The sequence below is a fragment of the Promicromonospora sp. NPDC057488 genome (genome assembly GCF_042802395.1).
In the GTDB taxonomy this organism is placed as follows: Bacteria; Actinomycetota; Actinomycetes; order Actinomycetales; family Cellulomonadaceae; genus Promicromonospora.
The window spans coordinates 13074-37534 of the sequence record NZ_JBHVEG010000049.1 but is presented as its reverse complement, the minus strand read 5'-3'; the positions used below and the strand labels follow the sequence as shown (position 1 = coordinate 37534).

Below are 24461 nucleotides of genomic sequence, written 5' to 3'. Positions count from 1 at the left end.
CCGCAGCACGCGGCCCAGCAGCACGCGGCTCAGACCAGCGAGTCCTGCCACGCCTCGTGCAGCCGCGCGTACCGCCCGTCGCCCGCGATCAGCTCGGCGGGTGTGCCGTCCTCGACCACCGCGCCGTGCTCCATCACGAGCACCCGGTCAGCGATCGCGACGGTGGAGAGCCGGTGCGCGATGATGATCGCGGTCCGGTCGGCCAGCAGGGTCTGCAGGCCCCGCTGCACCAGCCGCTCACCGGGCATGTCGAGGGACGACGTCGCCTCGTCGAGCACCAGCACCGCCGGGTCGGCGAGGAACGCCCGGGCGAACGACAGCAGCTGCCGCTGCCCCGCCGACACGCGCCCGCCGCGCTTGTTCACGTCGGTGTCGTAGCCGTCGGGCATCTCCATGACGAACTCGTGCGCGCCCACGGCCCGTGCCGCCGCCTCGATCTCCTCCTGGGACGCGCCCGGCCGGCCGAGCGCGATGTTCTCGCGCACGGACCCGCTGAACAGGTACGCCTCCTGCGTCACCATGACGACGGCACGTCGCAGGTCGGTCGAGGACAGGTCGCGCACGTCGATCCCGTCCAGCCGCACGGCGCCGGCCGACGCGTCGTAGAAGCGCGTGACCAGCTTCGCCACCGTGGACTTGCCGGCACCCGTGGTGCCGACCACGGCCACGGTCTGCCCGGCCGGGATCGTGAGGTCCAGGTCCGGCAGCACCACGGGGCCCTCGCCGTACTGGAACCGCACGTGGTCGAGCCGCAGCTCGCCCCGGGCCCGGTCGCCGGCCGCCGCCAGCGGCGTCGGGTTCGCGGGCTCGACGACGGTGGGCTCCTCGGCGAGCAGGCCCGACACCTTCTCCAGCGCCGCCGTGGCGGACTGGAAGGAGTTGTAGAACATGCCGAGCTGCTGCACCGGCTGGAAGAATCGCTTGCAGTACAGCAGCACCGCCGCGAGCACGCCCACCTCGAGGGCGCCGTCCAGCACCCGCCAGCCGCCGACCGCGAGCGCCGCGACGACCGTCAGGTTGCCGATCAGGATCAGGCCGGGCTGGAACCGCCCGTTGACGCCGAAGATCTGCAGGTTGGCGTCGCGGTAGTCCTCGCCGAGCTTGCCGTAGTCCGCCTCGGTGGTGGGCTCGCGGCGGAACGCCTGGACGGCGCGCATGCCGGTCATGGTCTCGACGAACTTGACGATGAGCCGGGCCGACGCCGTCCGCTGCTCCCGGTAGTACCGCTGGGACATGCGCTGGAACCAGCGGGTGAGCAGCCAGGCAGGGAGGAACGCGACGGCGAGCACGAGGCCGGAGCGCCAGTCGATGAGCAGCAGGCTCACGAAGGTGAACACCATGAGCAGCAGCGAGGAGACGACGCCGGTCAGGCCGCCGTCGAGCAGCTCCCGCAGCGCCTCCAGGTCGGAGGTCTGCCGGGAGATGATGCGGCCCGAGGTGTACGACTCGTGGAACTCGAGCGAGAGCCGCTGGGTCTGGCGGAACACGCGGCGGCGCAGGTCGAGCAGCACGGCCTGGGCGATGCGTGCCGCTGCTCGCACGTAGGCGCCGGCCGCGACGCCGCCGAGCACGGCCGCGACGAGGTATCCGGCGCCCGTCAGCACGAGCGGCGTGACGGATCCGTCCTGCAGGGCAGGCACCGCCTTGTCGATCGCGACGGCCACGAGCCACGGCCCGGCCACCTGCCCGAGCGTGGACGCGACCACGAGCACGGCGGCCCAGGACAGCGCCTTCTTGTGGGAGCGCAGCAGGTCGCCGAGCAGCTGCATGGACCGGGTGCGGACGGCGCGCGACGCGTCCGTGCCGAGCAGGGTCTCGTCGTCCGCGGCGGCGTCGGTGGGCCGACGGCGGCCGGACCCCGCGGTGGTGGTCTCGGTAGTCGCGGTCATGACAGCGCCTCCTGGCTCTCGGGGTGGGCGTTCCTGGGATCGGCCTGTCCGGGATCGGCAGAACCGGCACCGGCGCTGTCCCCCTCGTGCGCCTCGTAGTCCTGTTCGAGGCTCGAGATGATGTACCGGTAGTGCGGGTCTGTGGCGAGCAGGTCGTGGTGCGTGCCGACGGCGGTGATGCGTCCGCCCTGCAGCACGGCCACCCGGTCGGCCAGGGCCACCGTGGAGGGCCGGTGCGCGATGATCAGGCTGGTCGTGGCCTGCAGCACGTCCCGCAGGCGGGCGGTGACTGCCTCCTCGGTGGTGACGTCGAGGGCGGACAGCGGGTCGTCGAGCACGAGCACCCGCGGCCGGGCCGCGATGGCCCGGGCCAGCGCGAGCCGTTGCCGCTGACCGCCGGACAGCGACATGCCCTCCTCACCGATCCGCGTGCCGACGCCGTCGGGCAGGTCCAGCACGAACTGGGCCTGGGCGACCTCCAGCGCCTGCGTCATGAGCGCCTCGCGCTCGCGCTCCGGCAGGTCGTCGCGCACGCCGAGCAGCACGTTGTCCCGGACGGAGGCGGAGAACAGCGTCGGGTCCTCGAAGGCGACGGCGACGCGCTCGCGCACCTGGGCGCGGGTCATGTCGCGTACGTCGACACCGTCCACCTCGACCACGCCCGCCGTGACGTCGAAGAGCCGGGGCGCGAGCATCGCGAGGGTCGACTTGCCGGAGCCGGTCAGGCCGACCAGGGCGGTGGTGGTGCCGGGCGGCAGCTCCAGGTCGACCTGGTCAAGCACGGGGCGGGCGGCGTCGTCGTACCGGAAGGTGACGTTGCGGAAGGCGACGTGACCGCCGGTCTCCCCCGTGGCGGGCGGCAGCTCGGCGGGCCGGGCCGGGTCCGTGAGCGGGTTGACGGTCTCGATGACCTCGAAGAACCGGTCGACGGCGGTGCGAGCGTTGAGCGTCATCGACAGGGTCATGCCGAGGTCGACGACGGGCCCGTTGATGACCGCGGTGGTGGTGAAGAACGCGACCAGCGCACCGAGTGTCATGTCGCCCTGCGCCACCAGGTAGACGCCGACCACGAGGGCGACGGCCTGCGTCGCCTCGGGGATCACGCGCAGCGCGGTGGTCAGGCCGGCGTCGGTGGTGGCCTTGCGGATCTCGGTCTCGCGCAGCTCGGACGCCTGGTCGGTGAACGAGTCCAGGGCGTCCGGGCCGCGGCCGAAGGCCTTGAGCACGCGGATGCCGTGCACCGACTCCTCGACGGTGGTGGCCAGGTCGCCCGACTGGTCCTGGGAGAGCCGCGAGATCTTGCGGTACTTGCGGGAGAACCGGAACGCCAGGATCGTCACCGGGATCGCGCCGCACAGGAAGATCACGCCGAGCCAGCCGCCGGTGACCACGAGCAGCGCGACACCCACGACGATTGTCACGAAGCTGACCACGAGCTGCAGGATGCCGAACACGAGCCAGCGGCGCAGCAGGCCGAGGTCGCCCATGATGCGGCTGAGCAGCTGCCCGCCGGGCCAGCGGTCGTGGAACGCGACCGGGAGGTCCTGCAGGTGCTTGAACAGCGCCATGCGCATCACGGCCTCGACCCGGGTGCCGGGGAACATGACGAGCGTGCGGCGCAGGAGGATCAGTCCGGCCTCGCCCACGCCGAGCGCGGCGACGAGGACGACGGACCAGATCAGGCCCGACCAGTCGTGCTCGCGGGCGCCGGCGGTCAGCGGACCGTCGGTGACCCACTGGAGCACGCGCGGGATGGCGAGCGCCATGAGGCTGGCGCCGAGGGAGGCCACCAGTCCCCCGACCAGACGCGGCAGTGCGGGCCGGACGTAGGGGTAGAGGCGGCGGATCGACGCGAAGGTGCTGCGCTCCGCGCCGGGCGGACTACTGGGGTCAGAAGAAGGATCGGATCGATTCGAGCGTTCGTCTGTGGGAGGCATCACAACCATTATCCCGCCGGGCGCAAGTTGTTAGTTTCGGTAAGCACCTTTCTTCTTGTGACCTGCGCCACAGCATTCCGGGCCGACGGCGGGGCGCGGATCGGGCCCGGATTCAGCGCACGCGCACCGACAGGCAGGTCACGCAGCCCTCGAGCTTCTCGAACTCGCTCACGGGCGTGGTGCGCACCGTGAGCCCCCGCTCGCGCAGCAGCGCGGCGGTCCCCGGCGCCCCCTCGGACAGCAGGACCGTGTCCTGGTCCAGCACGACGACGGCGGTCCCCTCGGCCTCGGGAACCGGCAGGAAGGACGGGAACACGGACGGGTCGTCGACCAGCGGCGGGTACCCGATCACGGTGCCGTCCGGCAGCGCGGTGACGGCCGTCTTCAGGTGCAGCGCCTTCGTGACCGGCACCTCGACGACGCTCCAGCCGCGCGGCTCGAGCAGCGCCCGCAGCTGGGCCGCACCCTCGGCGTTGGTGCGCAGCGTCCGGCCCACGTAGACGGTGCGGCCGACCTTGAGGATGTCGCCGCCCTCCAGGGTGCCGGGCTCGGCGATCTCGGCGACCTCGCGCCCGGTCGCCGCGGCCACGGGCCGCATCGACTCGATCTCGCCGCGCCGGGACAGGGCGCCGGGCCGGGTCAGGACGGCCAGCCCGCGCGCGTCGGACCCGGGCGCGTCGAACACCACCACGGCGTCCTCGACGAACACGCCGTCGGGGTGCTCGTCGGCGGCGGGCAGCTCGCGCACCGCCCAGCCCAGGTCCCGGAACACGTCCACGTACCGCGCCCACTGCGCCGCGGCCAGGGCCGCGTCGACGGGGACGCGCTCGAGGTGCGTCAGCTCGCCGTCGGCCAGGGCGGGCGACGGCGGGCGGACGAGCAGGGTGCGGTGCGCGGGCTCTGTGGTGACCATCCTGCGACGTTAGCCCACCGGGACATCGGCGGCCGCGAGCGCCGCCTCCCGGCCGAGGTAGGCCATCCGCGCGACCTTGGGCCCCTGCGGCGACTCGAACGAGACCACCTCGCCCGCGGTGAACCCCATGACCTGCATGCGGCGCAGCGCCTTCTCGTTGTGCGCGTCCGGCTCCCCCACCAGGCGGCGGGTGCCCGCCCCCGCGAAGAGGAACTCGCGCATGGCCGGCCCGAGCACGGTCCACGGGTCCTCGGGCGCGCCGTGCCGGGCGACCGGCCCGCGGCTGCCGAGGAAGAAGTGCAGCCCGAGGTCGCCGGGCAGCACGTCGTAGGCGGTGCCGATCGGGTCGTGCTCCGGGTGGTAGGCCTGCACGAGCACCACGGGCTCACCGTCCCACCGCACGAGGTAGGCGTGGTGGGTCTCCAGGGAGTCCACGAAGGCGTAGGTGTCCCGCACCTCGTCGCGGGTGTGCTCCCCCATCCCCCAGAACGCGGCCCGCGGCTGCGTGAACCACCCGTGCAGCAGGCCGGCGTCGGCGTCCGGGTCCAGCACGTGGGCCGTGACGACGCCGTGGGGCCCGAAGTCGCGGCGCCACACCTCGGCGCCGCGGGCGCCGTTCAGCAGGCGCAGGCTGGTGTCGGCCGGGCGCAGGCGGTCCCAGTCGGTGACGACGGCGGTGGTGCGGGCGTCGGCCCACGTGGCGTGCTGGTCGTCGAAGTGCGCGCCGCCGGGCCGGCCGTCGGCGCCGAACGGCACGCCCCACCGGCTCTTCGTGCGGTCCGACAGGTCCCAGACGTACCGGGCCACCGAGGCGCGGTAGGCCGTGGGCGCGACACCCGGCGAGCCGCCCGTGCAGCGCACCGACTCGTTGTTCCCCGAGACCGGGGCGGGCCGCACGCCGAGCGGGCCGCCCGGCACCGCGGGCGCCGGCAGGTCGGGCGCCAGCAGTTCGGGCACCGGCAGGAGCGGGGCCGGGACGTGCAGGTCGCCCCAGGTGGGTCCCTCGGGGACGACGCCGGCCGCGCCGCCCGCGCCGGCCACCCCGCCCGCGACCTCGGCCAGCGCCGCGCTCGCCTCGGCCGCCACGTCGATCCGCAGCCGCTCCCCGTCCGGCCCGTCGACGACGAGCCAGTCCGCGGCCAGGATGCGGGCGAGCCCCGCCCCGACGGCGGCGGCGACGTCGAACACCCCGCCCAGCACCGGCGCGAGCGCCGGGTCCTGCCCGTGCGGCTCGTGCAGCGCGGCGAGCACGGGGTGCCCGGCCAGGCGGCGGGCCAGAGCGTCGCGCCAGCGCATGTAGAGGGCGGCGTCGGTCGATGACGCGTCCACGTGGGCGCCGCCGTCGGCCCAGTTCCGCAGTCGGACCGCGGCCGCCGACGTGTCGTGGGCCAGGTGGCCCACCAGGTCCGGCGCTCCGAGGTCGCGGGTGTCGCCGTGGATCCGGGCCTGCGTGGCGGGCGACTCCGGGGCGGTGCCTGCCGCGAGCAGCTGCCGGATCCGCTCGGCGCGGTGCGGCGCGTAGGACCAGCCCAGGGCGTGCGCCTCCCGGCCCGTCCGCAGGTCGCGCGGGCCGGAGCCCGGCCGGCCGTCGGCCCCGGCGGGCCGCTGGGTCGCGGGCCGCTCGTTGGCGTCGACGGCGACCTCGGTCACCGGCGCGGGCGCCGGGAGGTCGACGTAGCCGTCGGCCGGCTTCGCGGTGGGCAGCGCCAGCTCGGGCGCTCCGGCCGGGACGGCGGGGACCTTGCCCGCCGTCAGGCTCAGCACGTCGCCCGCGCTGTCGGCGGTGAGCACCCGGTTGACGGGGTCCACCCATCCGGCGAACGCGTCGGCGACGTCGCGCGCCGTGCGGGCGTGCAGCAGCGCGCGCCACACCCCGACGCCGACGTCGGACAGCTCGCGGGCCGGCCAGTGCAGCCGCCAGCCGTCGGGTCCGGCGCTGTCCGCGCCGTCGGCCACGACCTCCACGTGGTGCGCGGCGGCGTTGGTGATACCCCAGGCCACGGAGGACCCGGAGCCACCGGCGGGCGTGCCGTGCACCGCGTGCCCGAAGTGCGGCACACCCGGCACCCCCGGGAAGGCGAACCCGAGCACGTCGTACGGCGCGGCCGGGTCGGTGCACGCGAGCCGGACCTGCTGGTAGGGACCGGGCAGCTCCAGGGTGCGGTGCGGGTCGCCCGCGACCAGCGGGCTGCCCGACTCGGTGAACCGCCCGTTGACGGCCCACGCGTTCGACCCGGAGCCGCCGTCGGCCGCGAACAGGCCCAGCACCCGATCCAGGGGCACGCCCGGGACGTGCAGGTGCCGGGCCACGTGGGCGCGCCACAGGATGCTCGGGAACCCGTTGAACAGCACGTGGCTCGCGAGGAACACCCCGATCGGCGTCCACGGCTGCCAGGGCCGGAACGGCACCCCGGCCAGCTCGGGCACGTCGCGGCCGCCGGCCAGCAGCCCGGCGCTGACGCCGTCGGCGTAGGCCGCCAGCCACGCGCGCTCGGGCTGCGCCAGGGCGTCGTGGATCTCGCGGGCCGTGGCGGCCAGCCGCTCCCGGGCGGCGAACCGGTCCCAGGCCGCGCCCGCCGGGCCGGCGATCTCGCCGTACCGCTCCTCGGCCCGCATCCGGTCCGCCTCGACCTGCAGCCCGCGGTCCTGGGCCGTCACCCAGCCCTGGCCGTAGGCCAGCGCCGTCTCCGTGGCGGCCCGCACGTGCGGGATGCCGAGTTCGTCACGAAACAGGTCGAAGTCCACGTTCCCTATCATCTCTCCGCGTTCATTCTTCTGAGGTTCATCTCTCTGGGGTGCGCCGCACGGGGTTGGCGAGCGTACCCGCGTAGATCAGCGACTGGGACTGGTTGGTCAGGTCCACCATCTGGAGCGTGTTGCGCAGCTGCAGGCGGTTCAGGCACGAGTGCGCGAACCGCGCGGCCCGCAGGTCGACGCCGATCCCGGGCCGGGAGCCGGCCAGGTCCGGGTGCTCGGCCGCGTGCCGGTCGATGGTCTCGGCCACCAGGGCCCAGAACCGCTCCTCGCCCAGCACGCCGTCCTCGGCGAGGATGCCGGACAGGTGCCGCAGCACGCCGTCGAACACGTCGGTGAAGATCGCGAGCGCCTTCTCGTCGTCGTCCACGACGGCGCGGATGCGCTCGACGCCCGCGGGCAGGGCGCCGTGCCCGAGCATGGCGACCTCCTCGCCGATGTCCTTCATGATGGCGCGCCGCACGACGCCGTCGCGCAGCACCAGGATGAGGTTCTCGCCGTGCGGCATGAACGCGAGCTCGTAGGTGAGCAGGCAGTGCACCAGCGGGTAGAGGTAGGCGTCGAGGTAGGCGCGCAGCCACTGCTCCGGCGGCACGCCCGACTCGCGGACCAGGGCGGACGCGAACGAGGCGCCGCTCGCGTCGCGGTGCAGCAGGCTCGCCATGGTCACGAGCCGCTCGCCCTGCTCCAGCCGGGGCACGGGCGACTCGCGCCACAGGGCGGCGAGCATCTTGCGGTGCGGGTTGGGCTGCGGCGTGCGGTGGTAGACGTCGCCCGTGTAGCCGACGGCGGCGAGCTCGCGCAGCACGCCGAACCCGGCGCCGCGCAGCGTCGCGTCGTTAGCGACGAGCCGCGCCACCCAGTCGTTGATCTCCGGGGTGGCGCGCATGTACGCCGGGGACAGCCCGCGCAGGAACCCCATGTTCTGGATCGCGAGCGCCACCTTGACGTAGTGCCGCTCGGGGCGCGTGCGGTTGAACATGGTGCGGATCGACTGCTGGGGCTGGTACTCGTCCGACCCGGGGCCGAGCGGCACGAGGTCGCCGCGCGCGACGTCGGCCGCGAAGGTCACCGCGACGCGGTGCTCCCACTGCCAGGGGTGCACGGGCAGGTAGAGGTAGTCCGCCGGGTCGAGGCCGCGGGCGGCGAGGCGGGCGGCGAACGCGGCGCGCTCGGCGTCGGACAGCTCGCCCGGGGTGCCGGGGACGCCGTAGTGGCCCGCCTCGGTCTGGTCGGCGCCGAGCGCCAGGTGGGTGTGCTCGCGGCGGGCGGCGAGCCACAGCATGCGCAGGCGCTCGCCGCGCTCGGGCGCGTAGGCGCGGTAGTCGCGCAGGGAGAAGCCGATGCGGCCGTTGTTCGCGACGAAGCTCGGGTGCCCCTCGGTCATCGCGGCCTCGACCTGCTGGAACGCCTCGGCGGTCGCGTGCGTGCCGGACGCCGTCCGGGCCGCCTCCAGCAGGCCGGCCACCGAGGCGGTGGTGCCGTCGAGCTCGCGCTCGCGCTTCGCCGCGGCGCCGGCCAGGGTGGCCGACAGCTCCTCGAGGTACGTCGCCAGCAGGGTGTCGGGCACCTGCAGCAGCGGCTGCAGCTCGGTGATCAGCTCCAGGGCATCCACGGGCAGGTCGACGACGCCGCGCAGTCCGGCGTCGGCCGTGCGGCGGATGGACGCCGCGTCGATCACCCAGTGCTCCAGGGCGTAGCGGCGGGCGGTGAACCGGTAGGTCACGCCGTCCAGGTCGAGGCGGTAGGTGTCGGGGGTCGTGGCGCCGGTGTTCCCGGCGGCCCCGTTCCTGGCAGCCCCGTCCGGCTCCGGCTGGAAGAGGCGCTCGTGGGCGAGCTCCGCCAGGGCCTTGGCGGCCAGGTGCCGGTGGGCGTGCGCCAGGTGCCCGTCCGTCAGGTGCGTGGCGACCATGGGATCGGGCCGGTGGGTCGCGGGCTCGGGGCGGGCCGCGAAGCCGTCGCCCAGGGCGGAGGCCGCGAAGTCGGCGCGGGTCGCGATGCTCAGCGCCGCGCGCTTGGCGTGCGCGCCCCGGCCGAGGTCCACCTCGCGCAGCACGCGGAAGCCCGCTGCGGCGTTCTTGGCGGCGATCTTCCGGTTGCCGACGTCGGGCTCGACGACGACGCGGAGGGCGCCCTGGCCGGAACCGGCGGGCGCGCCGCCGTCCGACAGGCAGAACCGCATGACGGCTGTCATCACGGCGTCCGTCAGGCCGTGCCGGGGCGTCGCGGGCGGGGCCACGAGCAGGTGCATGCCGAGGTCGCCGGGCAGCGTGTCGTGCACGCCGTCGAGCAGCACCCCGGGGTCGTACGTCTCGGTGAGGAACACCGCTTCGCCGTCCAGCCGCCCGAGCCAGGCGTTCTCGGCCGGGCGCGCGACGATGCCGGCCAGGTACTCGCGCACGTCGTCGACGTGCAGGTCGCCCATCTGCCAGAAGGACGACGCCGGGTGCGCGAGCCAGCGCTGCACCAGCTCCGCGTCGCGGTCCGGGTCGACGGGTTCGATCGTGACCTCGCCGAGGCGGGTCGCGGTCGCGAAGACGTGCGTGGTCGTCGGGGCGCTCACCGGGCGGCCTCCATCTCGTCGTGGGTCTGGTCGTGGGTCTGGTCGTGGGTCTGGTCGTGGACCTGGTGGCCGGGCAGGCCGAACTGCTGGAAGGCGATCCGGCGCTCGACCGGGTACGGCTCGCGGCCCGTGACGTTCGCGAGGATCACCGAGTTGCGCCAGGGCCCGAACCCGAGGTCGGGGGCCGTGACGCCGTGGGTGTGCTCCTCGCCGTTGACGACGTGGATCCGCCGGTCGTCGTCGACGGTGTAGTCGCGGGTCACGGCGTAGCGGCCGCGCGCGTCGAGGTTGACCAGGCCCGGGGCCAGGAACGCGGGCACCGTGGCCGCGTAGCCCGTGGCGGCGACGATCGCACCGGTGCGGCGCTCCACCGTCGTGCCGAGCTGGGCGTGGCGGAGGGTGAGCACGTACTCGCCCGCGCCGTCCGCGCCCCCGGCGTCGTACCGGGCGGCGACCACCTCCGTGTCGGACAGCAGCGTGGTCGGCACCTCGGCCCCCAGCGCGGACCGGCGGTACAGGGTGTCGTAGATGTCGTCGATCAGGTCGCCGCTGATGCCCTTGTACAGGTTGCGCTGCTCGCGCCCCAGCACGTCGCGCCGCTCGATCGGCAGCGACACGTAGTGGTCGGTGTACTCGGGCGACGTCATCTCCAGCGTCAGCTTCGTGTACTCCATGGGGAAGAACCGCGGCGAGCGGGTCACCCAGTCCACGCGGTGCTCCCCCGGCCCGGTGCCGCAGTCCTCCAGCAGGTCGCGGTACACCTCGGCCGCGGACTGCCCGCTGCCCACCACCGTGACCGAGCCCGCCGCCCGCAGCGCGTCGCGGTTCGGCAGGTAGTCGCTGGTGTGCACCACGGGGCCCGCGCCCTCCCGGCCGTCCAGGCCGGCCAGGAAGGCGGGCAGCCGCGGCTGGGTGCCGGTGCCCAGCACGAGGTGCTTGGCACAGTATTTCTCGACGCCGTCGGCCGTCCGGGCGGTCACCTCGAACAGGTAGCCGGACGGCGCTGCCGGGTCCGGCACGCGGACCACGCTCGTCACCTGCCGCCCCCAGCGAAGCGTCGGGAGCTGCCCCGCGACCCAGCGGCAGTACTGGTCGTACTCGGCGCGCAGCGGGTAGAACGACTCGCGGATGTAGAACTGGTACAGCCGCCCCGTCTCCTTGAGCCACGCCAGGAACGAGTACGGCGACGTCGGGTCGGCCATCGTCACCAGGTCGGCCAGGAACGGCACCTGCAGCGTGGTGCCCTCGATGAGCATCCCCGCGTGCCAGGAGAAGCCGTCGCGCTGGTCCAGGAACACGGCGTCGACGTCGTCCAGGGGCTGGGCGAGGGCCGCCAGGCCCAGGTCGAACGGACCGATGCCGATGCCGAGCAGGTCGTAGGTGCGGGTCATCGGCCCTCCTCCGCGGTCGGGGCGCCCTCTTCGGCGCCGGCATCCTCAGGACCATCCTCCGCGCGACCCTCCCCCGCGCGACCGTCCTCCGCGCGACCGTCCTCCGCGCGACCGTCCTCGGCCCGCGCGAGCCGCGGGTGCACGTCCCGGCACGGCGGCTCGTCGGTGTCCGCGAGCGCCTCCCCCGCGAGCAGCCCGTGGGCGGCGGAGCGGACGAGCTCGAGCACTCCGCGGATGTCGGCGAGGGTGGCGTCAGGGTTGAGCAGGGTGAGCTTGAGGCAGGGGCGGCCGTCGATGACGGTCTTGGCGACCAGGGCGCGGCCCGAGTCGAACAGCACGCGCCGCACCTGCGGCACCAGCGCGTCGGCGTGCGCGGGGTCCAGGCCGTCGGGCTCGTAGCGGAACAGGACGGTGGACAGGTCGGTGGTGCCGACCAGCCGGAAGTCGCGGTCGCCGGCGAGGTCCTGGCGCACGGCGGCGGTCAGGTCGCAGACGGCGTCCACCATGGCGCCGATGCCGTCCGCGCCGAGCGCGCGGAGGGTGACCCAGAGCTTGAGGGCGTCGAAGCGGCGCGTGGTCTGCAGCGACTTGTCGACTTGATTGGGCTCGGCGTTCTCCTCCGGGTTGAGGTAGTCGGCGTGCCACGCGACGGGCGCCAGGTCGGCGCGCTCGCGCACGATCAGTGCGCTGGACGAGACGGGCTGGAAGAACGACTTGTGGAAGTCGACGGTGACGCTGCGCGCCCGCTCGATGCCGTCCAGCAGGTGCCGGCGCGTGGGGCTGACCAGCAGGCCGCAGCCGTAGGCGGCGTCGACGTGCAGCCAGGTGCCGACGGCGTCGCACAGGTCGGCGATCGGGCCGAGCGGGTCGATGCGGCCGCGGTCGGTGGTGCCGGCCGTGGCGACGACGGCGATCACGGTGTCGCCGGTGCGCTCGATGTCGACGAGGGTCTCGCCCAGCGCGTCGGCGCTCATCCGCCCCTCGGTGTCGGTGCCGACGGCGACCACGGCGTCGTCGGGCAGGCCGAGCAGCAGCGCGGACTTGGCGACGCTGAAGTGGCTGGCCGTGGTGGCGAGGATGCGCATCGACTCCAGGCGGGTGCCGGCGCGGCGCGCCCGCTCGCGGGCCAGGAACAGGGCCTGGAAGTTGGACTGGGTGCCGCCCGAGGTGAAGATGCCGTCGGCCGGCGCGTCGCCGTCCACCGCGAAGCCGATGCGGCCCGCCGTCCACTCGACCAGGCGCCGCTCCATGAGGGTGGCCACGGTGGACTGGTCGTAGGTGTCGACCGAGGTGTTGATCGCGGCGAGCATCGTCTCGGCGCCCACGGCGGGCAGCGCGACCGGGCAGTTCAGGTGCGCGGCGTAGGTGGGCTCGTGGAACCAGATCGCGTGCCTCGCGTACAGCTCGGCGGCCTCCCGCAGCGCCTCGGCCGTGCCCGACGGCGGGCCGTCCAGGTCGACGGCGTCCACCAGGCCCTGCAGCTCGGGGCGGCTGGCGCCCGAGAACGGCTGGGTGACGGAGGTCAGGCGCGCGGCGATGTCGTCGGCGACCGCGTGGACCGTGTCCGCATAGGTGCTCGCGGTGGCCCCGCGCAGCAGCGCGGTCGTGTCGTGTCTCGTACCCGGCGAGGGTGCGGCGGGCACTGGCTGCGTCACTGCGGGCAGGCGTGAGGGCATGCGGAAGGCTCCTCGTGAAGGCGAAAGGAACGCCGCCCGGACCGGACGGCGTAGAGCAACTTAGGTTTGCCTGACCTAACTTAATCCTTGGGCGAACCGCGTCAAGCCATGGGGCATACCGGATACGTGGCGCGGGTCACTCTCCCGCCGACCGGCCGGGCGGACCGGCCCGCGCTTGTTTATAAACAAACGTTCACTTATGGTCGACACATGACCACCGAACTCCTCCCCCTGGCCGGCAAGGTCGCCCTCGTCGCCGGCGCCACCCGCGGTGCCGGCCGCGCCACCGCGATCGAGCTGGGCGCGCTCGGCGCCACCGTCTACGGGACGGGCCGGTCCACCCGCGCCGGGCGCTCGCCCATGGACCGGCCCGAGACCATCGAGGACACCGCCGAACTCGTGACGGCCGCCGGCGGCCAGGGCGTCGCCGTCCGCTGCGACCACACCGACGCCGACGACGTCGCCCGGCTCGTGGGGCGCATCCGCACGGACCACGGCCGGCTCGACGTGCTGGTGAACGACATCTGGGGCGGCGACCCGTTCCTGAGCTGGGACCAGCCCGTCTGGGAGCACCCGCTGGACGCGACGCTCGGCGTGCTGCGCAACGGCATCGAGACGCACCTGATCACCAGCCACCACGCGCTCCCGCTCCTGCTGGAGGGCACGGACGGCCTGGTCGTCGAGGTGGGCGACGGCAAGGAGGCGGTCCCCTACCGCGGGAACATGGCCTACGACCTGGTCAAGACCGCGGTCGTGCGGATGGGGACGGGCCTGGCCCACGAGCTCACGCCCCGCGGCGTGACGGCGCTGACGGTCACGCCCGGGTACCTGCGCTCCGAGTCGATGCTCGACCACTTCGGGGTCACCGAGGAGAACTGGCGCGAGAACACCCGGGACGTGCCGTACTTCGAGCACTCCGAGACACCCCACCTGCTCGCCCGCGGGATCGCCGCGCTGGCGGCCGACGCCGGCCGGGCCAGGTTCGCCGGTCAGACCCTGGGCTCCTGGGACCTGATGCGCGAGTACGACCTGCGCGACCTCGACGGGACCCGGCCCGACTGGGGCGCCGTCGACCGCGCGGCGCGCGACCTGACCCTCGTCGACGGCATGCCGGGGCCGGCCTGATGCCCCGTCCCCGCACCGTCAGCGACGAGGCGATCCTCGACGCGACGCACGACCTCGCGCTCCGGATCGGCCCGGCGCGGCTGACCTTCGCCGCGGTCGCCGCCGAGGTCGGGCTGTCGGCCGCGACCCTGGTCCAGCGGTTCGGCACCAAGCGCGACCTGCTCCTGGCGGTCGCCACGCGCGGCGTCGACCTCTGGGTCGGCGCCGCGGACCGGGCCGGCTCGGGCACTCCCCTGGACCGGCTCGTGGCCGGCCTCGTGCTCGCCGTCGAGACCATCCGGACGCCGGAGCAGATGGCCAACTCGGTCACCATGCTGCAGCTCGACCTCAGCGACCCCGACTTCCACGCCCAGACCCTCCGGGGCGCCCAGGGCGTCCGCGCGGGCATCGAACGGGACCTGCGGGCCGCCGTCGAGGCGGGCGAGCTGCGGGCCGACGTCGACCCGGTGACGCTGGCGACGACCGTCGAGACCACCTACCACGGGGCGATGATCAGCTGGGCGATCCACCGCGAGGGATCGCTCGCGGACTGGATGCGCCGGCAGGTGGAGAACGCGCTGCGGCCGTACCGGACCACGGACCGGCCGGCGGGTTAGGCCGGTCAGCGCCCGCCCGCCACCCGCAGCGTCTCGCCGGTGACGTACGAGGCGTCGTCGGACAGCAGGAACGCGACCGCGGCCGCGACGTCGTCCGGGTCGCCCACGCGGCCCGACGGGTTGGTGGCGCCCACCCGGTCGGCGCGGTCCGGGTCGCCCGCGTCGGCGTGGATCCGCGTGGCGACGGTCCCGGGCGCGACGCCGACCACGCGGATGCCGTCCGGGGCGGCCTCGAGCGCGAGGCCCTTGGTCAGGGCGTCGACGCCGGCCTTGGCCGCCGCGTAGTGCACGTACTCCCCCGGCGAGCCGAGGGTGGCGGCGGCCGAGGACACGTTGACCAGCACGCCGCCGCGGCCGCCCCGGGCGGGGCTCAGCGCGCGGACCGCCGCGCGGGCCACCAGGACGGCGGACGTGAGGTTGAGGTCGATCACCCGCCGCACCACGTCCGGCGGCGTGTCCGCGAGCGGGCCGATGTGCAGGGTCGCGCCGGCGTTGTTCACCACGGCCGTGAGCGTGCCGAGCTCGGCCGCGGCGGCGAACGTCGCCTCGATCCCCTCGTCGGTCGTGAGGTCCGCGGGGACCACGACGCACCGCACGCCCCGCTCCCGCACGGCCGCCTGCGTCGCGGCGGCGGCCTCGTCGTCCCGGGCGTAGCCGAGCACGAGGTCGTGCCCGGCGGCGGCGAGCCGCAGCGCGACGGCGGCCCCGATCCCGCGGGTCCCACCGGTGACGAGGGTCAGTTCCTGGCTCATGCCGCCATGCTAGGTTCACCGGCGCTCCCTGATCGAAGACCAGACACGAGGACCAGGGGCGAGGGCCAAGGGCGAGGACCAGGGAAGGACCCGGAAGGTGGACCAGCTTCAGCTCCGCGAGGCGGACGACGCCGACGACGCCGCGGTGCTCGACCTCATGACGCAGTACATGACGTGGGCCCTGGCCACGTTCGAGCGGACCTACGGGTTCGCCATGACGTCGACGGAGGCCCAGCACACCGGCGCGGCCCTGGCCAAGTTCCGCAGGCCGTCCGGCCTGCTGGTCGTGGCCGAGGTCGACGGCGCGCCCGCCGGCGTCGCCGCGCTGCGCGCGCAGGACGACGGCGTCGTCGAGATCAAGCGGATGTTCGTGCGCCCGGAGCTGCAGGGCCGGCACGTCGGCTCGGCGATGCTGGACCGGCTCCTCGAGCAGGCCCGGGACGACCTCGGGGCGCGGGTGGTGCGGCTGGACAGCAACAGGTTCATGACGGACGCCCACCGCCTGTACGAGTCCCGGGGGTTCGTGGAGCGCGACCCCTATCCCGGGTCCGAGATCCCCGCCGAGCTGCAGCACCTGTGGCGGTTCTACGAGCGCCCGCTCGGCTGAGGGCCCGGCGGACCGCCCCGTAGCGCCTCGGCCGTGACGAGCGCGGCGGGCGCGAGCGCGGGTGCGCCGTCCTCGACGTCCCACAGGGCGTTCTGCAGCAGGCGCCCCAGCGTCCAGCCGGCCGCCCGTTCCCGGTCGAGGTCGAGCACCTCCGTGAGCACGTCGAACCTCCGGCGCACCACCCGCCGGGCGTCGCCGCCCGCCACGACGTCGTCCCACCGGCTGTCGAGGGCCGGCCACAGGTCGAAGCCCGGGTCGCCCACCAGCGGCTCCGGGTCGATCGCGAGCCACGGCTCGCGCTCCGCGGCGAGGACGTTGTCGTAGTGCAGGTCCCAGTGCAGCATCCGGTCGCCGGGCTCGGCGGCCAGCTCCGCGACGACCGCGGCCCAGTCCCGCAGGACGCGCCGCTCGGCCGGGTCCGCCAGGCCCGGGACGGCTCGCGGGACCTGCTCCAGCAGCGCGGCGGCGACGTCGCGCAGGTGCGGCAGCCCGGGCGCCGGCGGGACGGCGAGCAGCCGGGCGTGCAGCTCGGCGAGGACCTGGATCACCACGCCGTCGTCCGGGAGCGTGGCGAGGGTGCGGGCGCCGTCCAGCCGCTCCAGGAGCATCGTGCCGCTGCCGGGGTCGTGGTCGAGCAGCCGCACCGTCCCGTGCCCGTCCCACGCGCGCAGCCCGGCCAGGGCGGCGGCGGTCTCGGCGCGGGGCGGCTGCAGCTTGAGCACCGCACGCACGCCGTCCCGCCTCGCCACGGGCACGACGAGCGACGCCGCCCCCGCCGACGTCGCGCCGTCGCGCCGCAGGTCCCAGCGGTCCAGCAGGTCGGCGACCAGGCCGGGCAGCGCGGCGGTCCACGCCCGGCCCTCGTCGCCGAGGCTCCGGGCATACGAGGCCGCGAGCGCCGCCGGGACCTCGACCCCTGGTGAGCTCATGCTCAGCGCTGCGGGTGCACCGGGTCAGGCCCGACGGCGGCCGCGAGCCGGTCGAGGAAGGCCTGCTCGGTCGCGGAGATCTTGACCCGCTTGCTGAAGAAGCCGCCCTCCCTGGTCCGGACGGCCCCGGCGACGCGAGCGCCGATCCGCAGCAGCCACTCGCGGTAGGCGGCGACGTCCTCCTCGTCCGCCCGTGCCCGCAGGAGCGTGAGCACGGCCCCGCTCAGCTCGACCGCGTGCCCCGCCTCGGCCTCCGGGTCACGCGGCTTGCCCAGCTCCGCCGCCTCCTGCGTGGCGGCGGCCGCCGCGGCGACCCCGACGCGCGCGGCGGGGTTGGCTGCCGCCTCGGCCTCGGCCGCGGCGTCCGCCTCGCCCTTGTCGCGCAGCGCGAGCGCCACGGAGCGCACGAAGTCGTTCTCGTGCTCCCGGGCCTTGCGGATCGCCAGGCCGCCGGCCGTGGCCTCCCGCAGGAACCTGATCCCGCCGTGCTCGCCGTCGACGACGGCCGCGCCCCTGAGCACCGCGCCCGGGGCCTCCAGGATCTGGTCGAGCTCGTCGGCGCTGAAGTCGGACAGGTTCGTCATGCGCACGCTTTCTGTCGGGGTCGTGTGCTGACCGAACGCCCCGGCGTGCCGGGTGGTTCCCGTGCCCGGCCAGGCTTTCCGCAGGTCAGGCCGCCTTCCCGGCCGGGTCGCCGCGCCCCTCGGGCACCGGACGACGCCCGCCGGGCATGCTGGGCCCATGGACCCCGTAGCCGTGGTGGTGGCAGTGGCCGTGCTGGCCCTGGTGGCGTTCGGCATCGTGACCGCGCTGCGCCTGGAGTCCCCGTGGCTGCAGCCGGTCGCGATCGCGCGCGCCACGGTGCAGCTCGGGCTGCTCAGCCTCGTGCTGACGGGCGTGCTGGCCGACGGCGCCTGGGTGCTCGTGTTCCTGGCCGTCATGGTCGTCGCCGCCACGGCGGTCGTGCTGCGCCGGGCCGACCTGCCCCTGCGGTACGCGCCGCGCCTGGCGGGTGTGCTGGTCGTCGCCGCGGCCGTGCCGATGACCGTCGTGTTCGCCACGGGCGCGCTGCCGGCCGAGTCGCGCTATCTCCTGGCGATCGGGGGCATCGTCGTGGGCAGCACCATGACGGTCTGCTCCCTGATGGGCCGGGCGCTCGCCCAGGCGCTGCGCACCGGCCGGGACGAGATCGAGGGCTGGCTCGCGCTGGGTGCCCGGCCGCGGACGGCGGCGGTCCGCGCGGTGCGGACGGCGGCCTCCACAGCACTGATCCCCTCGACCGACCAGACCCGCACCACCGGCGTCGTCACGCTGCCCGGCGCGTTCGTCGGCGCGGTCTTCGCCGGGTCGCCGCCCCTGGAGGCGGCAGGGTTCCAGCTCCTGGTGCTGGCGAGCATCCTGGCCGCCGGCGGCATCTGCGTGGCCGCGCTGGGCTGGCTGCTCGGCGCCCCGACCCAGCTGCCGCAGGACGACGCGCACTGAGCTCAGCCCCGCTCCAGGGTGGGGGCCAGCGCCGCCCTGACGAGCCACTGCCCCGCACCCGCGGTCTCGAGCCAGGCGGTGCGGGCACCGGCCACGCTCGCGGTCACCGACCCGCCCGGGAACCGGGCCAGATCCGGGCCGTCGTAGCCGGAGGCCGACGCCGTCGCGCGGTACAGGTAGGACGCCGGCGCCGAGTCCTGCACCCCGGGATCGGTGCTGGTCCACGAGAGCACGCCGCCGGAGGCGCGGAGGTCGTCGACGACGCTGTCGGGCAGCCGCACGACGCTGTCGCCGTCGCCGACGCGGTCGACGACGTACAGCGCACCGGGCCCGTCGGCGCCGAGGCTGAGCGTCCACGCGACGACGTCGTCCGAGACCGCGATCTGGGTGACCTCGAACGAGGAGTCGTGCTCGAGCTCCATCAGCAGGGTGCCGGCCGGGTCGGCGCCGCCCAGGTCGTCGAACAGCCGGATCGACGTCGTGCTGGTCTCACCGGAGCCGGGGGTCAGGATCGCGGCCACCGCCTCGTCCTCGTCTGCCGCGAGCGCCGTGACGCCGACCGCGAGCTCCGTCGGCGTGCCCTCGTGGTCGAGCGTCTCGGCGAACAGCCGGGTGTCGTCTGCCGCGCCCCCGGCCGTCCACAGGGCATGGTCCTGGGTGGTGGCGATCTGCCACACCCTCTCCTGGCTGGTGACCAGGGGTTCCGTCCAGGAGCTGATGCCTCCGTCGGACAGGCTGGCTGTGCTGACGAAGCTCGCGCGGGGTGACGTGCCCGCCGCCGCGTAGTCGCTCCAGACCACGTGTTCTCCGGTGACGGCGAGGCCCGTCGGGAACGCCCTGCGGTCCTGGTACCAGGTCAGGCTGGTCCAGGAGCTGCCCGACCCGTCGCCCGCCCAGCCGTCTGCCCGGATGCCTGCCTCGTCGGTCGTGTCGTCGTCGTCGAGCAGCTCCGCGCTGTCGAAGGTCCAGACGTGGCCCGTGGCGGAGAGCCCGCGCGGCTCCGGGAGCGGCTCCCCGTAGGGAGTGACCGGCAGGCCCGCGTCGTCGAGGGAACCGGGAGTGACCACCTCGATGTCGGCGTCGTAACAGCTCAGGGGGCGGGCGTCGGCGGTGTCGACCACCACAGGGTCGACGAGCGGGCCGATGTCCTCGCCGGACTCCGCGGCGCGCGCCGGCGTCGGCCCGGGCATGTCCTTGGGGCACGCGAGCCGGGTGTAACCCGCCGGGTCCGGGCCGGGCCCGAACCCGTCCGTGCGGCCGTCGTCGAGCAGGCGAGCGATCAGCTCCCCGCCCGGCAGCACCACCGGCCCGATCCCGGGCAGCGGCACGGGCCCGCGGGTCAGCACCCCGAGCACCACCAGGACCGCCACGCACGCCGCCCCGACCGCCTGGCCCGTCCGGCGCCGCCGCAACGCCGCCCGGCTGCGGTCCAGCACGGCCTGCTCGTCGACGGCCACGGGCTCGATCGCCTCGGCCTGCTCCACCAGCAGGTCCCGCAGACGCGCCAGCCCGCGCGAGTTCGCCGCCTTCACCGTGCCGACGGCGATCCCCAGCTCGCGAGCGACCTCCGCCTCGGGCAGGTCCAGCAGGTGCCGCAGCACCACCACCCGCCGCTGGTTGACCGGCAGCAGCGCCAGCCCCCGGACCAGCTCGTCGCGCAGCACCACCCGCCCCGCATGGTCCGACGACGGCGCCACGGGGATCTTGTCGTCCCCCGGGAACGACTCCCGGCGCGCATGGCGCCAGCCGTCGATGCGCAGGTTCACCAGGATCCGGCGGGCATAGGCGGTCTCGGTGCCCGGCCGGACCTTGGCCCACGTGCGGTAGACCCGCTCGAACGTGGACTGCACCAGCTCCTCGGCCCGGTGCCGGTCCCCGCAGAGCAGGTACGCGGTGCGGTGCAGGTAGGCGCTGGACTCCCGGACGAACGCGGTGAACTCCACGTCCCGGGAGCGCGGCACCTCGACCCGCACGTCGTGCGGCGCGCCGTCGCCCGCCGGCCCGCTCGCCTCGAAGTCGTCCATGATCGCCCCGCTCTCCCACCTCATGCCATCCACTACGGAGAGTGTCCGCCAAAGGTTGCCCCGGCCACCGGAAGAGATCGCCCGGTCCTTGCTACGTTCCTCGGTGTGACACCTGAGAACGCACGCGCGGGGACCGGCCTGTTTCTCGCCGCCGAGTGGCGCCGGCTGGTGCTGCTCAGCTACGAGACCGACCCCGACGCGCTGCGCCCGCTCGTCCCGCGCGGCGTCGAGCTGGACACCTGGGACGGCCGGCACCTCGTCAGCATGGTCGGCTTCCGGTTCCTCGACACCCGCCTGCTGGGCGTCCCCGTCCCCTTCCACCGCGACTTCGACGAGATCAACCTGCGGTTCTACGTCCGCCGCCGCGCCGACGACGGCTGGCGGCGCGGCGTGGTGTTCGTCAAGGAGATCGTGCCCCGGTGGGCCCTGGCCACCGTGGCCCGGGTCGCCTACGGCGAGAACTACGTCGCGCGGCCCATGCGGCACCGGATCGACCTGCACGACGGCGAGGTCACGCCGGGCGGCCTCGTCGAGTACGCGTGGCGCGACGCCGGGGCCTGGCACCGCGTCGGCGCCACCGTCCGCGGCGGCGCGGAGCCGCTCGTGGCGGGCTCCCAGGAGGAGTTCGTCACCGAGCACTACTGGGGCTACGCCGCGCAGCGCGGCGGCGGCACCGTCGAGTACCAGGTCGAGCACCCGAGCTGGCAGGTCCGCCAGGCCGGCGACCCCGTCCTTGTGTGCGACGTCGCGGCGGTGTACGGCCGGCCGTTCGCCGAGAGCCTGGGCGCCGAGCCGTTCTCGACCTTCGTCGCGGACGGCTCGCCCGTCGTCGTCCGGCGGGGCGCCCGCCTCTGAGGCACGCTCCGCGCGAAGGCCGCGCGGACGGTCCGCACGGACCATCCGAACGGACAAAACGTACTTCACCCCCACCACCACACAACGTTTCCGGCGTCTGGGACGTGTGAAGTGACATGGGTCATCACGCAGCGTTCCATCCAGTCATCCTCGGCGGCGACGCCGGCGCGTACAGCCTCGCGCGCGCGTTCCACGAGGGTTACGGCGTCACGTCGACCGTCGTGTCCATCCGGCCGACGCCCAACGTCGCGCGGTCCACCATCATCCGGAACGTCGTGGAGCCGCGGCTGGACGACCCCGACGTCATGGTCGAGCTGATCCGGCGGATCGCCGCGGCGGCGCCGGGCCCGGTCATCGCCGTCACCTGCGTGGACTGGTACGTGCGGGCGCTCGCCGAGCACCGCGAGCGCCTCGAGGACGCGGCGGTCGTCCCCTACCCGTCGGCCGCGCTGCTCGACCAGGTGATGGACAAGCAGCGGTTCTCGGAGCTCTGCCTGCGGCTCGGGGTACCGCACCCGCGCACGGAGGTGCGCGACGGCGGCGCGCCGGTGGGCGAGCTGGACCTGCGCTTCCCGGTGATCGCCAAGCCGGGCGACAACTCGGCGTGGCACCGGGTGTCGTTCGCGGGCAAGGCGAAGGTGCACCTGGTGCAGGACCGCGAGGAGCTGGCCGCCCTGCTGGCGGCGGCCGGCGAGGCGGGCTACCGGCGGCCGATGATCCTCCAGGAGTACGTGCCCGGCGACGACGCGCAGATGCGGATCATGACGACCTACTCCGACCGCGCGGGTGCGGTACGCATGGCGTGGGGCGGCCGGGTGCTGCTCGAGGAGCACACGCCCGGGACGCTGGGGAACCCGGCCGCGATCCTCACCGGCGCGCTCCCGCAGGTGGAGGCGGACGCCCGCCGGCTCGTGGAGCACCTGGGCTGGACGGGCTTCGCGAACTTCGACGTGAAGGTGGACCCGCGCACCGGGCTCGGCCACTTCTTCGAGCTGAACCCGCGCACGGGGCGGTCCAACTACTACCTGACGGCGAGCGGGCTCAACCCCGCCGAGCTCTGGACGGCGGACCACCTCACCGGGAGCTGGCCGGAGGCCGCGGAGCCGCTGGAGGTGCTGTACCGGATCGTCCCCGGCTTCCTCCTGGACCGGTACGTGCACGACCCGTCGGTGCGGGCCGCCGCGCGCCGGGCCCGCGCCGTGCACCCGCTCAAGTACGGCGCGGACCGGTCGCCGCGCCGCGACGCCTGGGTGCGCCTCGCCGAGCTGAACCAGGTGCGCAAGTTCGCGCAGCACCACCCGGCGCAGGAGGTGGGCGGGGAGCCCGGGCTGCCCGAGCCGCGCCCGGATCTCCCGTCCGCGGGACACAAGCTTGTCTGACGCCGGGGGCCGGGCCGACGGGAAGGCTGGCAGAACCCAGGCCGGCGGCTCCCGGGCCGACCGGACGCTGGTCGGCGTGCTGGGCGGGATCGGGCCGCTGGCCACGGTCCAGTTCATGGACCGCGTCGTGCGGCTGACGGAGGCCGCGCGGGACCAGGACCACGTCGACATGGTGGTGCTCCAGCACGCGAGCGTCCCCGACCGGACGGCGTTCGTGCTGGGGCGCTCGGCGGACGATCCCGGGCCGGTGCTCGCCGACGACGCGCGGCGCCTGGCCCGGGCGGGCGCCGGCCTGCTGGTGCTGCCGTGCAACACGGCGCAGGCCTTCGCCGGCCCGGTGGCCGCGGCGACGCCGGTCCCGCTCCTGACCGCGGTGGACACGACGGTGTCCGCGGTGTGCGACACGCTCTCCGGCCACCCCCTCGGTCCCGGCGGGCCGGCGCAGGCGGTGGGGCTCCTCGCGACGGAGGGGACGGTCGCGTCGGGCGTCTACGCGGAGGCGTTCGGCGCGCGCGGCGTCAAGACCCTGGTGCCCGACGCCGCCGGCCAGGCGGCGGTGACCGCCCTGATCTACGACGGCGTGAAGGCCGGCCGCGGCGGCGACCTGACCGCCCTCGCCGCCGTCGTCGCGGACCTGCGGTCCCGGGGCGCCGGCGCGGTCGTCCTGGGCTGCACCGAGCTGTCGGTGGCAGCGCAGGCGACGCCGGCGGACCGCCTGCCCGGCGTGCCGCTGGTGGACAGCCTCGACGCGCTGGCCCGGGCGACCGTGCTGCGCGCGGGCGGCCGGCTGCGCGTGCCAGACCGGCCCGAGCTCGCCCGGCCGCGCCGGGGCGTGCTCAGGTCGCGGGCGAGAGTGCCCGTTCGAACGCGCTGACGGCGATCGCGGCGGACTGCACGAGCTCCTCGCGCGTGGCGCCCGCGGACGCGTGGACGGCCTGCCCCTCGGACACGACCATGACGTAGCGCGCGAGCGCCACGGGGTCGGCGTCGGCGGGCAGGTCGCCCTCGTCCCGGGCGCGCGTGAGGCGTTCGGCCAGCGCGTCCTCCCCCGCCCGGCGGCTGCTCGCCAGGAACTGGGTCACCGTGCTGTGCGCCGGGTTGGCCGACAGCCCGCCCTGGATCGACAGGCACCCGGGCGGGCGGTCGGGCTGCGTGAGCGCGGCGGCGTTGCGGTCGAGGTAGTCGCGCACCACCTCGAGCGCCGTCGGGCGCGTGAGGGCGTCGCGGAAGTAGGCGAGCTCCACCTCGGCGTAGCGCCGCACGACCTGCTGGAAGAGCTCCTCCTTGGTGCCGAACACCGCGTACAGGCTCGGCTTGTTCACGCCCATCCGCTCGGTCAGCTCCGCGACGGCCGTGCCCTCGTAGCCCTGCCGCCAGAACACCTCGACCGCCCGGTCCAGCGCTGCCTCGGCGTCGAACGTCCGTGGTCTCCCGCCTGCCATGACCGCTCCCTCCCCTGCGCCTTCGGACCCTGTCTCCGCGCGCAGTCTACCAAGTTTGAAACCGATCGGTCAGAAATTGCTTCCCGGGAATGCCCGGTGCTACGTTCCAGTTCTTAACCGCACGGTTAGAAACTAGGAGGCGATCGA

General features: G+C 74.7%; 19 protein-coding genes. 7 read left to right on the top strand and 12 right to left on the bottom strand.

Going from position 1 to position 24461, the window contains the following annotated elements; all coding sequences use genetic code 11:
* Positions 1-29 precede the first annotated feature (29 nt).
* From ACFU5G_RS12635 to ACFU5G_RS12605, 7 genes are all read right to left on the bottom strand, one after another.
* Positions 30-1889: an ABC transporter ATP-binding protein gene (locus ACFU5G_RS12635; protein ID WP_377244591.1), complete on the bottom strand. Its 1860-nt coding sequence runs from the start codon at positions 1887-1889 to the stop codon at positions 30-32.
* Positions 1886-3826: an ABC transporter ATP-binding protein gene (locus tag ACFU5G_RS12630; RefSeq protein WP_377244588.1), complete on the bottom strand. Its 1941-nt coding sequence runs from the start codon at positions 3824-3826 to the stop codon at positions 1886-1888. Before ACFU5G_RS12630 ends, ACFU5G_RS12635 begins: the two co-directional genes overlap by 4 nt.
* A 112-nt stretch (positions 3827-3938) precedes the next feature.
* Positions 3939-4739 carry a dimethylargininase gene (gene ddaH / locus ACFU5G_RS12625; protein ID WP_377244585.1) on the bottom strand — a complete coding sequence of 267 codons (801 nt, stop codon included), beginning with the start codon at positions 4737-4739 and terminating at the stop codon, positions 3939-3941.
* Between the two features lie 9 nt (positions 4740-4748).
* Positions 4749-7484: a GNAT family N-acetyltransferase gene (locus tag ACFU5G_RS12620; RefSeq protein WP_377244582.1), complete on the bottom strand. Its 2736-nt coding sequence runs from the start codon at positions 7482-7484 to the stop codon at positions 4749-4751.
* Positions 7485-7521: 37 nt separating this feature from the next.
* Positions 7522-10056 (bottom strand): GNAT family N-acetyltransferase, encoded by a 2535-nt coding sequence (locus ACFU5G_RS12615; RefSeq protein ID WP_377244579.1) that lies wholly within the window; start codon positions 10054-10056, stop codon positions 7522-7524.
* Positions 10053-11447 carry a lysine N(6)-hydroxylase/L-ornithine N(5)-oxygenase family protein gene (locus ACFU5G_RS12610; protein ID WP_377244576.1) on the bottom strand — a complete coding sequence of 465 codons (1395 nt, stop codon included), beginning with the start codon at positions 11445-11447 and terminating at the stop codon, positions 10053-10055. Before ACFU5G_RS12610 ends, ACFU5G_RS12615 begins: the two co-directional genes overlap by 4 nt.
* Complete coding sequence (locus ACFU5G_RS12605; RefSeq protein WP_377244573.1) at positions 11444-13123, bottom strand: pyridoxal phosphate-dependent decarboxylase family protein; 1680 nt, start codon at positions 13121-13123, stop codon at positions 11444-11446. Before ACFU5G_RS12605 ends, ACFU5G_RS12610 begins: the two co-directional genes overlap by 4 nt.
* Positions 13124-13333: 210 nt before the next feature.
* Between ACFU5G_RS12605 and ACFU5G_RS12600 the strand changes: the two genes are divergently transcribed.
* On the top strand, positions 13334-14248 hold the full coding sequence (locus ACFU5G_RS12600) for an SDR family oxidoreductase (RefSeq protein WP_377244570.1): 915 nt from the start codon (positions 13334-13336) through the stop codon (positions 14246-14248).
* Positions 14248-14844, top strand: coding sequence for a TetR/AcrR family transcriptional regulator (locus ACFU5G_RS12595; protein ID WP_377244567.1), 597 nt, complete (start codon positions 14248-14250; stop codon positions 14842-14844). The genes ACFU5G_RS12600 and ACFU5G_RS12595 overlap by 1 nt, the downstream gene beginning before the upstream one ends.
* 5 nt (positions 14845-14849) lie before the next feature.
* Here the strand turns inward: ACFU5G_RS12595 and ACFU5G_RS12590 are convergent, their stop codons facing one another.
* Positions 14850-15596, bottom strand: coding sequence for an SDR family NAD(P)-dependent oxidoreductase (locus tag ACFU5G_RS12590; protein WP_377244564.1), 747 nt, complete (start codon positions 15594-15596; stop codon positions 14850-14852).
* Positions 15597-15693: 97 nt separating this feature from the next.
* On the opposite strand from ACFU5G_RS12590, the gene ACFU5G_RS12585 reads away from it, so the two are divergent.
* Positions 15694-16203 carry a GNAT family N-acetyltransferase gene (locus ACFU5G_RS12585; protein WP_377244561.1) on the top strand — a complete coding sequence of 170 codons (510 nt, stop codon included), beginning with the start codon at positions 15694-15696 and terminating at the stop codon, positions 16201-16203.
* Here ACFU5G_RS12585 and ACFU5G_RS12580 read toward each other — a convergent pair.
* Together ACFU5G_RS12580 and ACFU5G_RS12575 are read right to left on the bottom strand one after the other, a co-directional pair.
* Positions 16182-17132 (bottom strand): aminoglycoside phosphotransferase family protein, encoded by a 951-nt coding sequence (locus tag ACFU5G_RS12580; protein WP_377244558.1) that lies wholly within the window; start codon positions 17130-17132, stop codon positions 16182-16184. The two genes, ACFU5G_RS12585 and ACFU5G_RS12580, sit on opposite strands and share 22 nt — an antisense overlap.
* Positions 17133-17134: 2 nt before the next feature.
* Positions 17135-17716, bottom strand: a complete 582-nt coding sequence (locus ACFU5G_RS12575) for a hypothetical protein (protein ID WP_377244555.1) — start codon at positions 17714-17716, stop codon at positions 17135-17137.
* A 157-nt stretch (positions 17717-17873) separates the two neighbouring features.
* On the opposite strand from ACFU5G_RS12575, the gene ACFU5G_RS12570 reads away from it, so the two are divergent.
* Positions 17874-18614, top strand: coding sequence for an ABC transporter permease (locus ACFU5G_RS12570; protein WP_377244552.1), 741 nt, complete (start codon positions 17874-17876; stop codon positions 18612-18614).
* A gap of 2 nt (positions 18615-18616) precedes the next feature.
* On the opposite strand, the gene ACFU5G_RS12565 is transcribed toward ACFU5G_RS12570, so the two are convergent.
* Positions 18617-20662 carry a SigE family RNA polymerase sigma factor gene (locus tag ACFU5G_RS12565; protein ID WP_377244549.1) on the bottom strand — a complete coding sequence of 682 codons (2046 nt, stop codon included), beginning with the start codon at positions 20660-20662 and terminating at the stop codon, positions 18617-18619.
* A gap of 81 nt (positions 20663-20743) precedes the next feature.
* On the opposite strand from ACFU5G_RS12565, the gene ACFU5G_RS12560 reads away from it, so the two are divergent.
* The 3 genes from ACFU5G_RS12560 to ACFU5G_RS12550 all read left to right on the top strand — a co-directional run bounded on the left by ACFU5G_RS12560 (position 20744) and on the right by ACFU5G_RS12550 (position 23746).
* Positions 20744-21493: a YqjF family protein gene (locus ACFU5G_RS12560; RefSeq protein WP_377244546.1), complete on the top strand. Its 750-nt coding sequence runs from the start codon at positions 20744-20746 to the stop codon at positions 21491-21493.
* 116 nt (positions 21494-21609) lie between these two features.
* Entirely contained in the window at positions 21610-22872 is a 1263-nt protein-coding gene (locus ACFU5G_RS12555) for a carboxylate--amine ligase (RefSeq protein ID WP_377244543.1), read from the top strand.
* Positions 22865-23746 carry an aspartate/glutamate racemase family protein gene (locus ACFU5G_RS12550; protein ID WP_377244540.1) on the top strand — a complete coding sequence of 294 codons (882 nt, stop codon included), beginning with the start codon at positions 22865-22867 and terminating at the stop codon, positions 23744-23746. The genes ACFU5G_RS12555 and ACFU5G_RS12550 overlap by 8 nt, the downstream gene beginning before the upstream one ends.
* On the opposite strand, the gene ACFU5G_RS12545 is transcribed toward ACFU5G_RS12550, so the two are convergent.
* Positions 23709-24314, bottom strand: coding sequence for a TetR/AcrR family transcriptional regulator (locus ACFU5G_RS12545; RefSeq protein WP_377244537.1), 606 nt, complete (start codon positions 24312-24314; stop codon positions 23709-23711). The genes ACFU5G_RS12550 and ACFU5G_RS12545 overlap by 38 nt on opposite strands.
* Positions 24315-24461 lie beyond the last annotated feature (147 nt).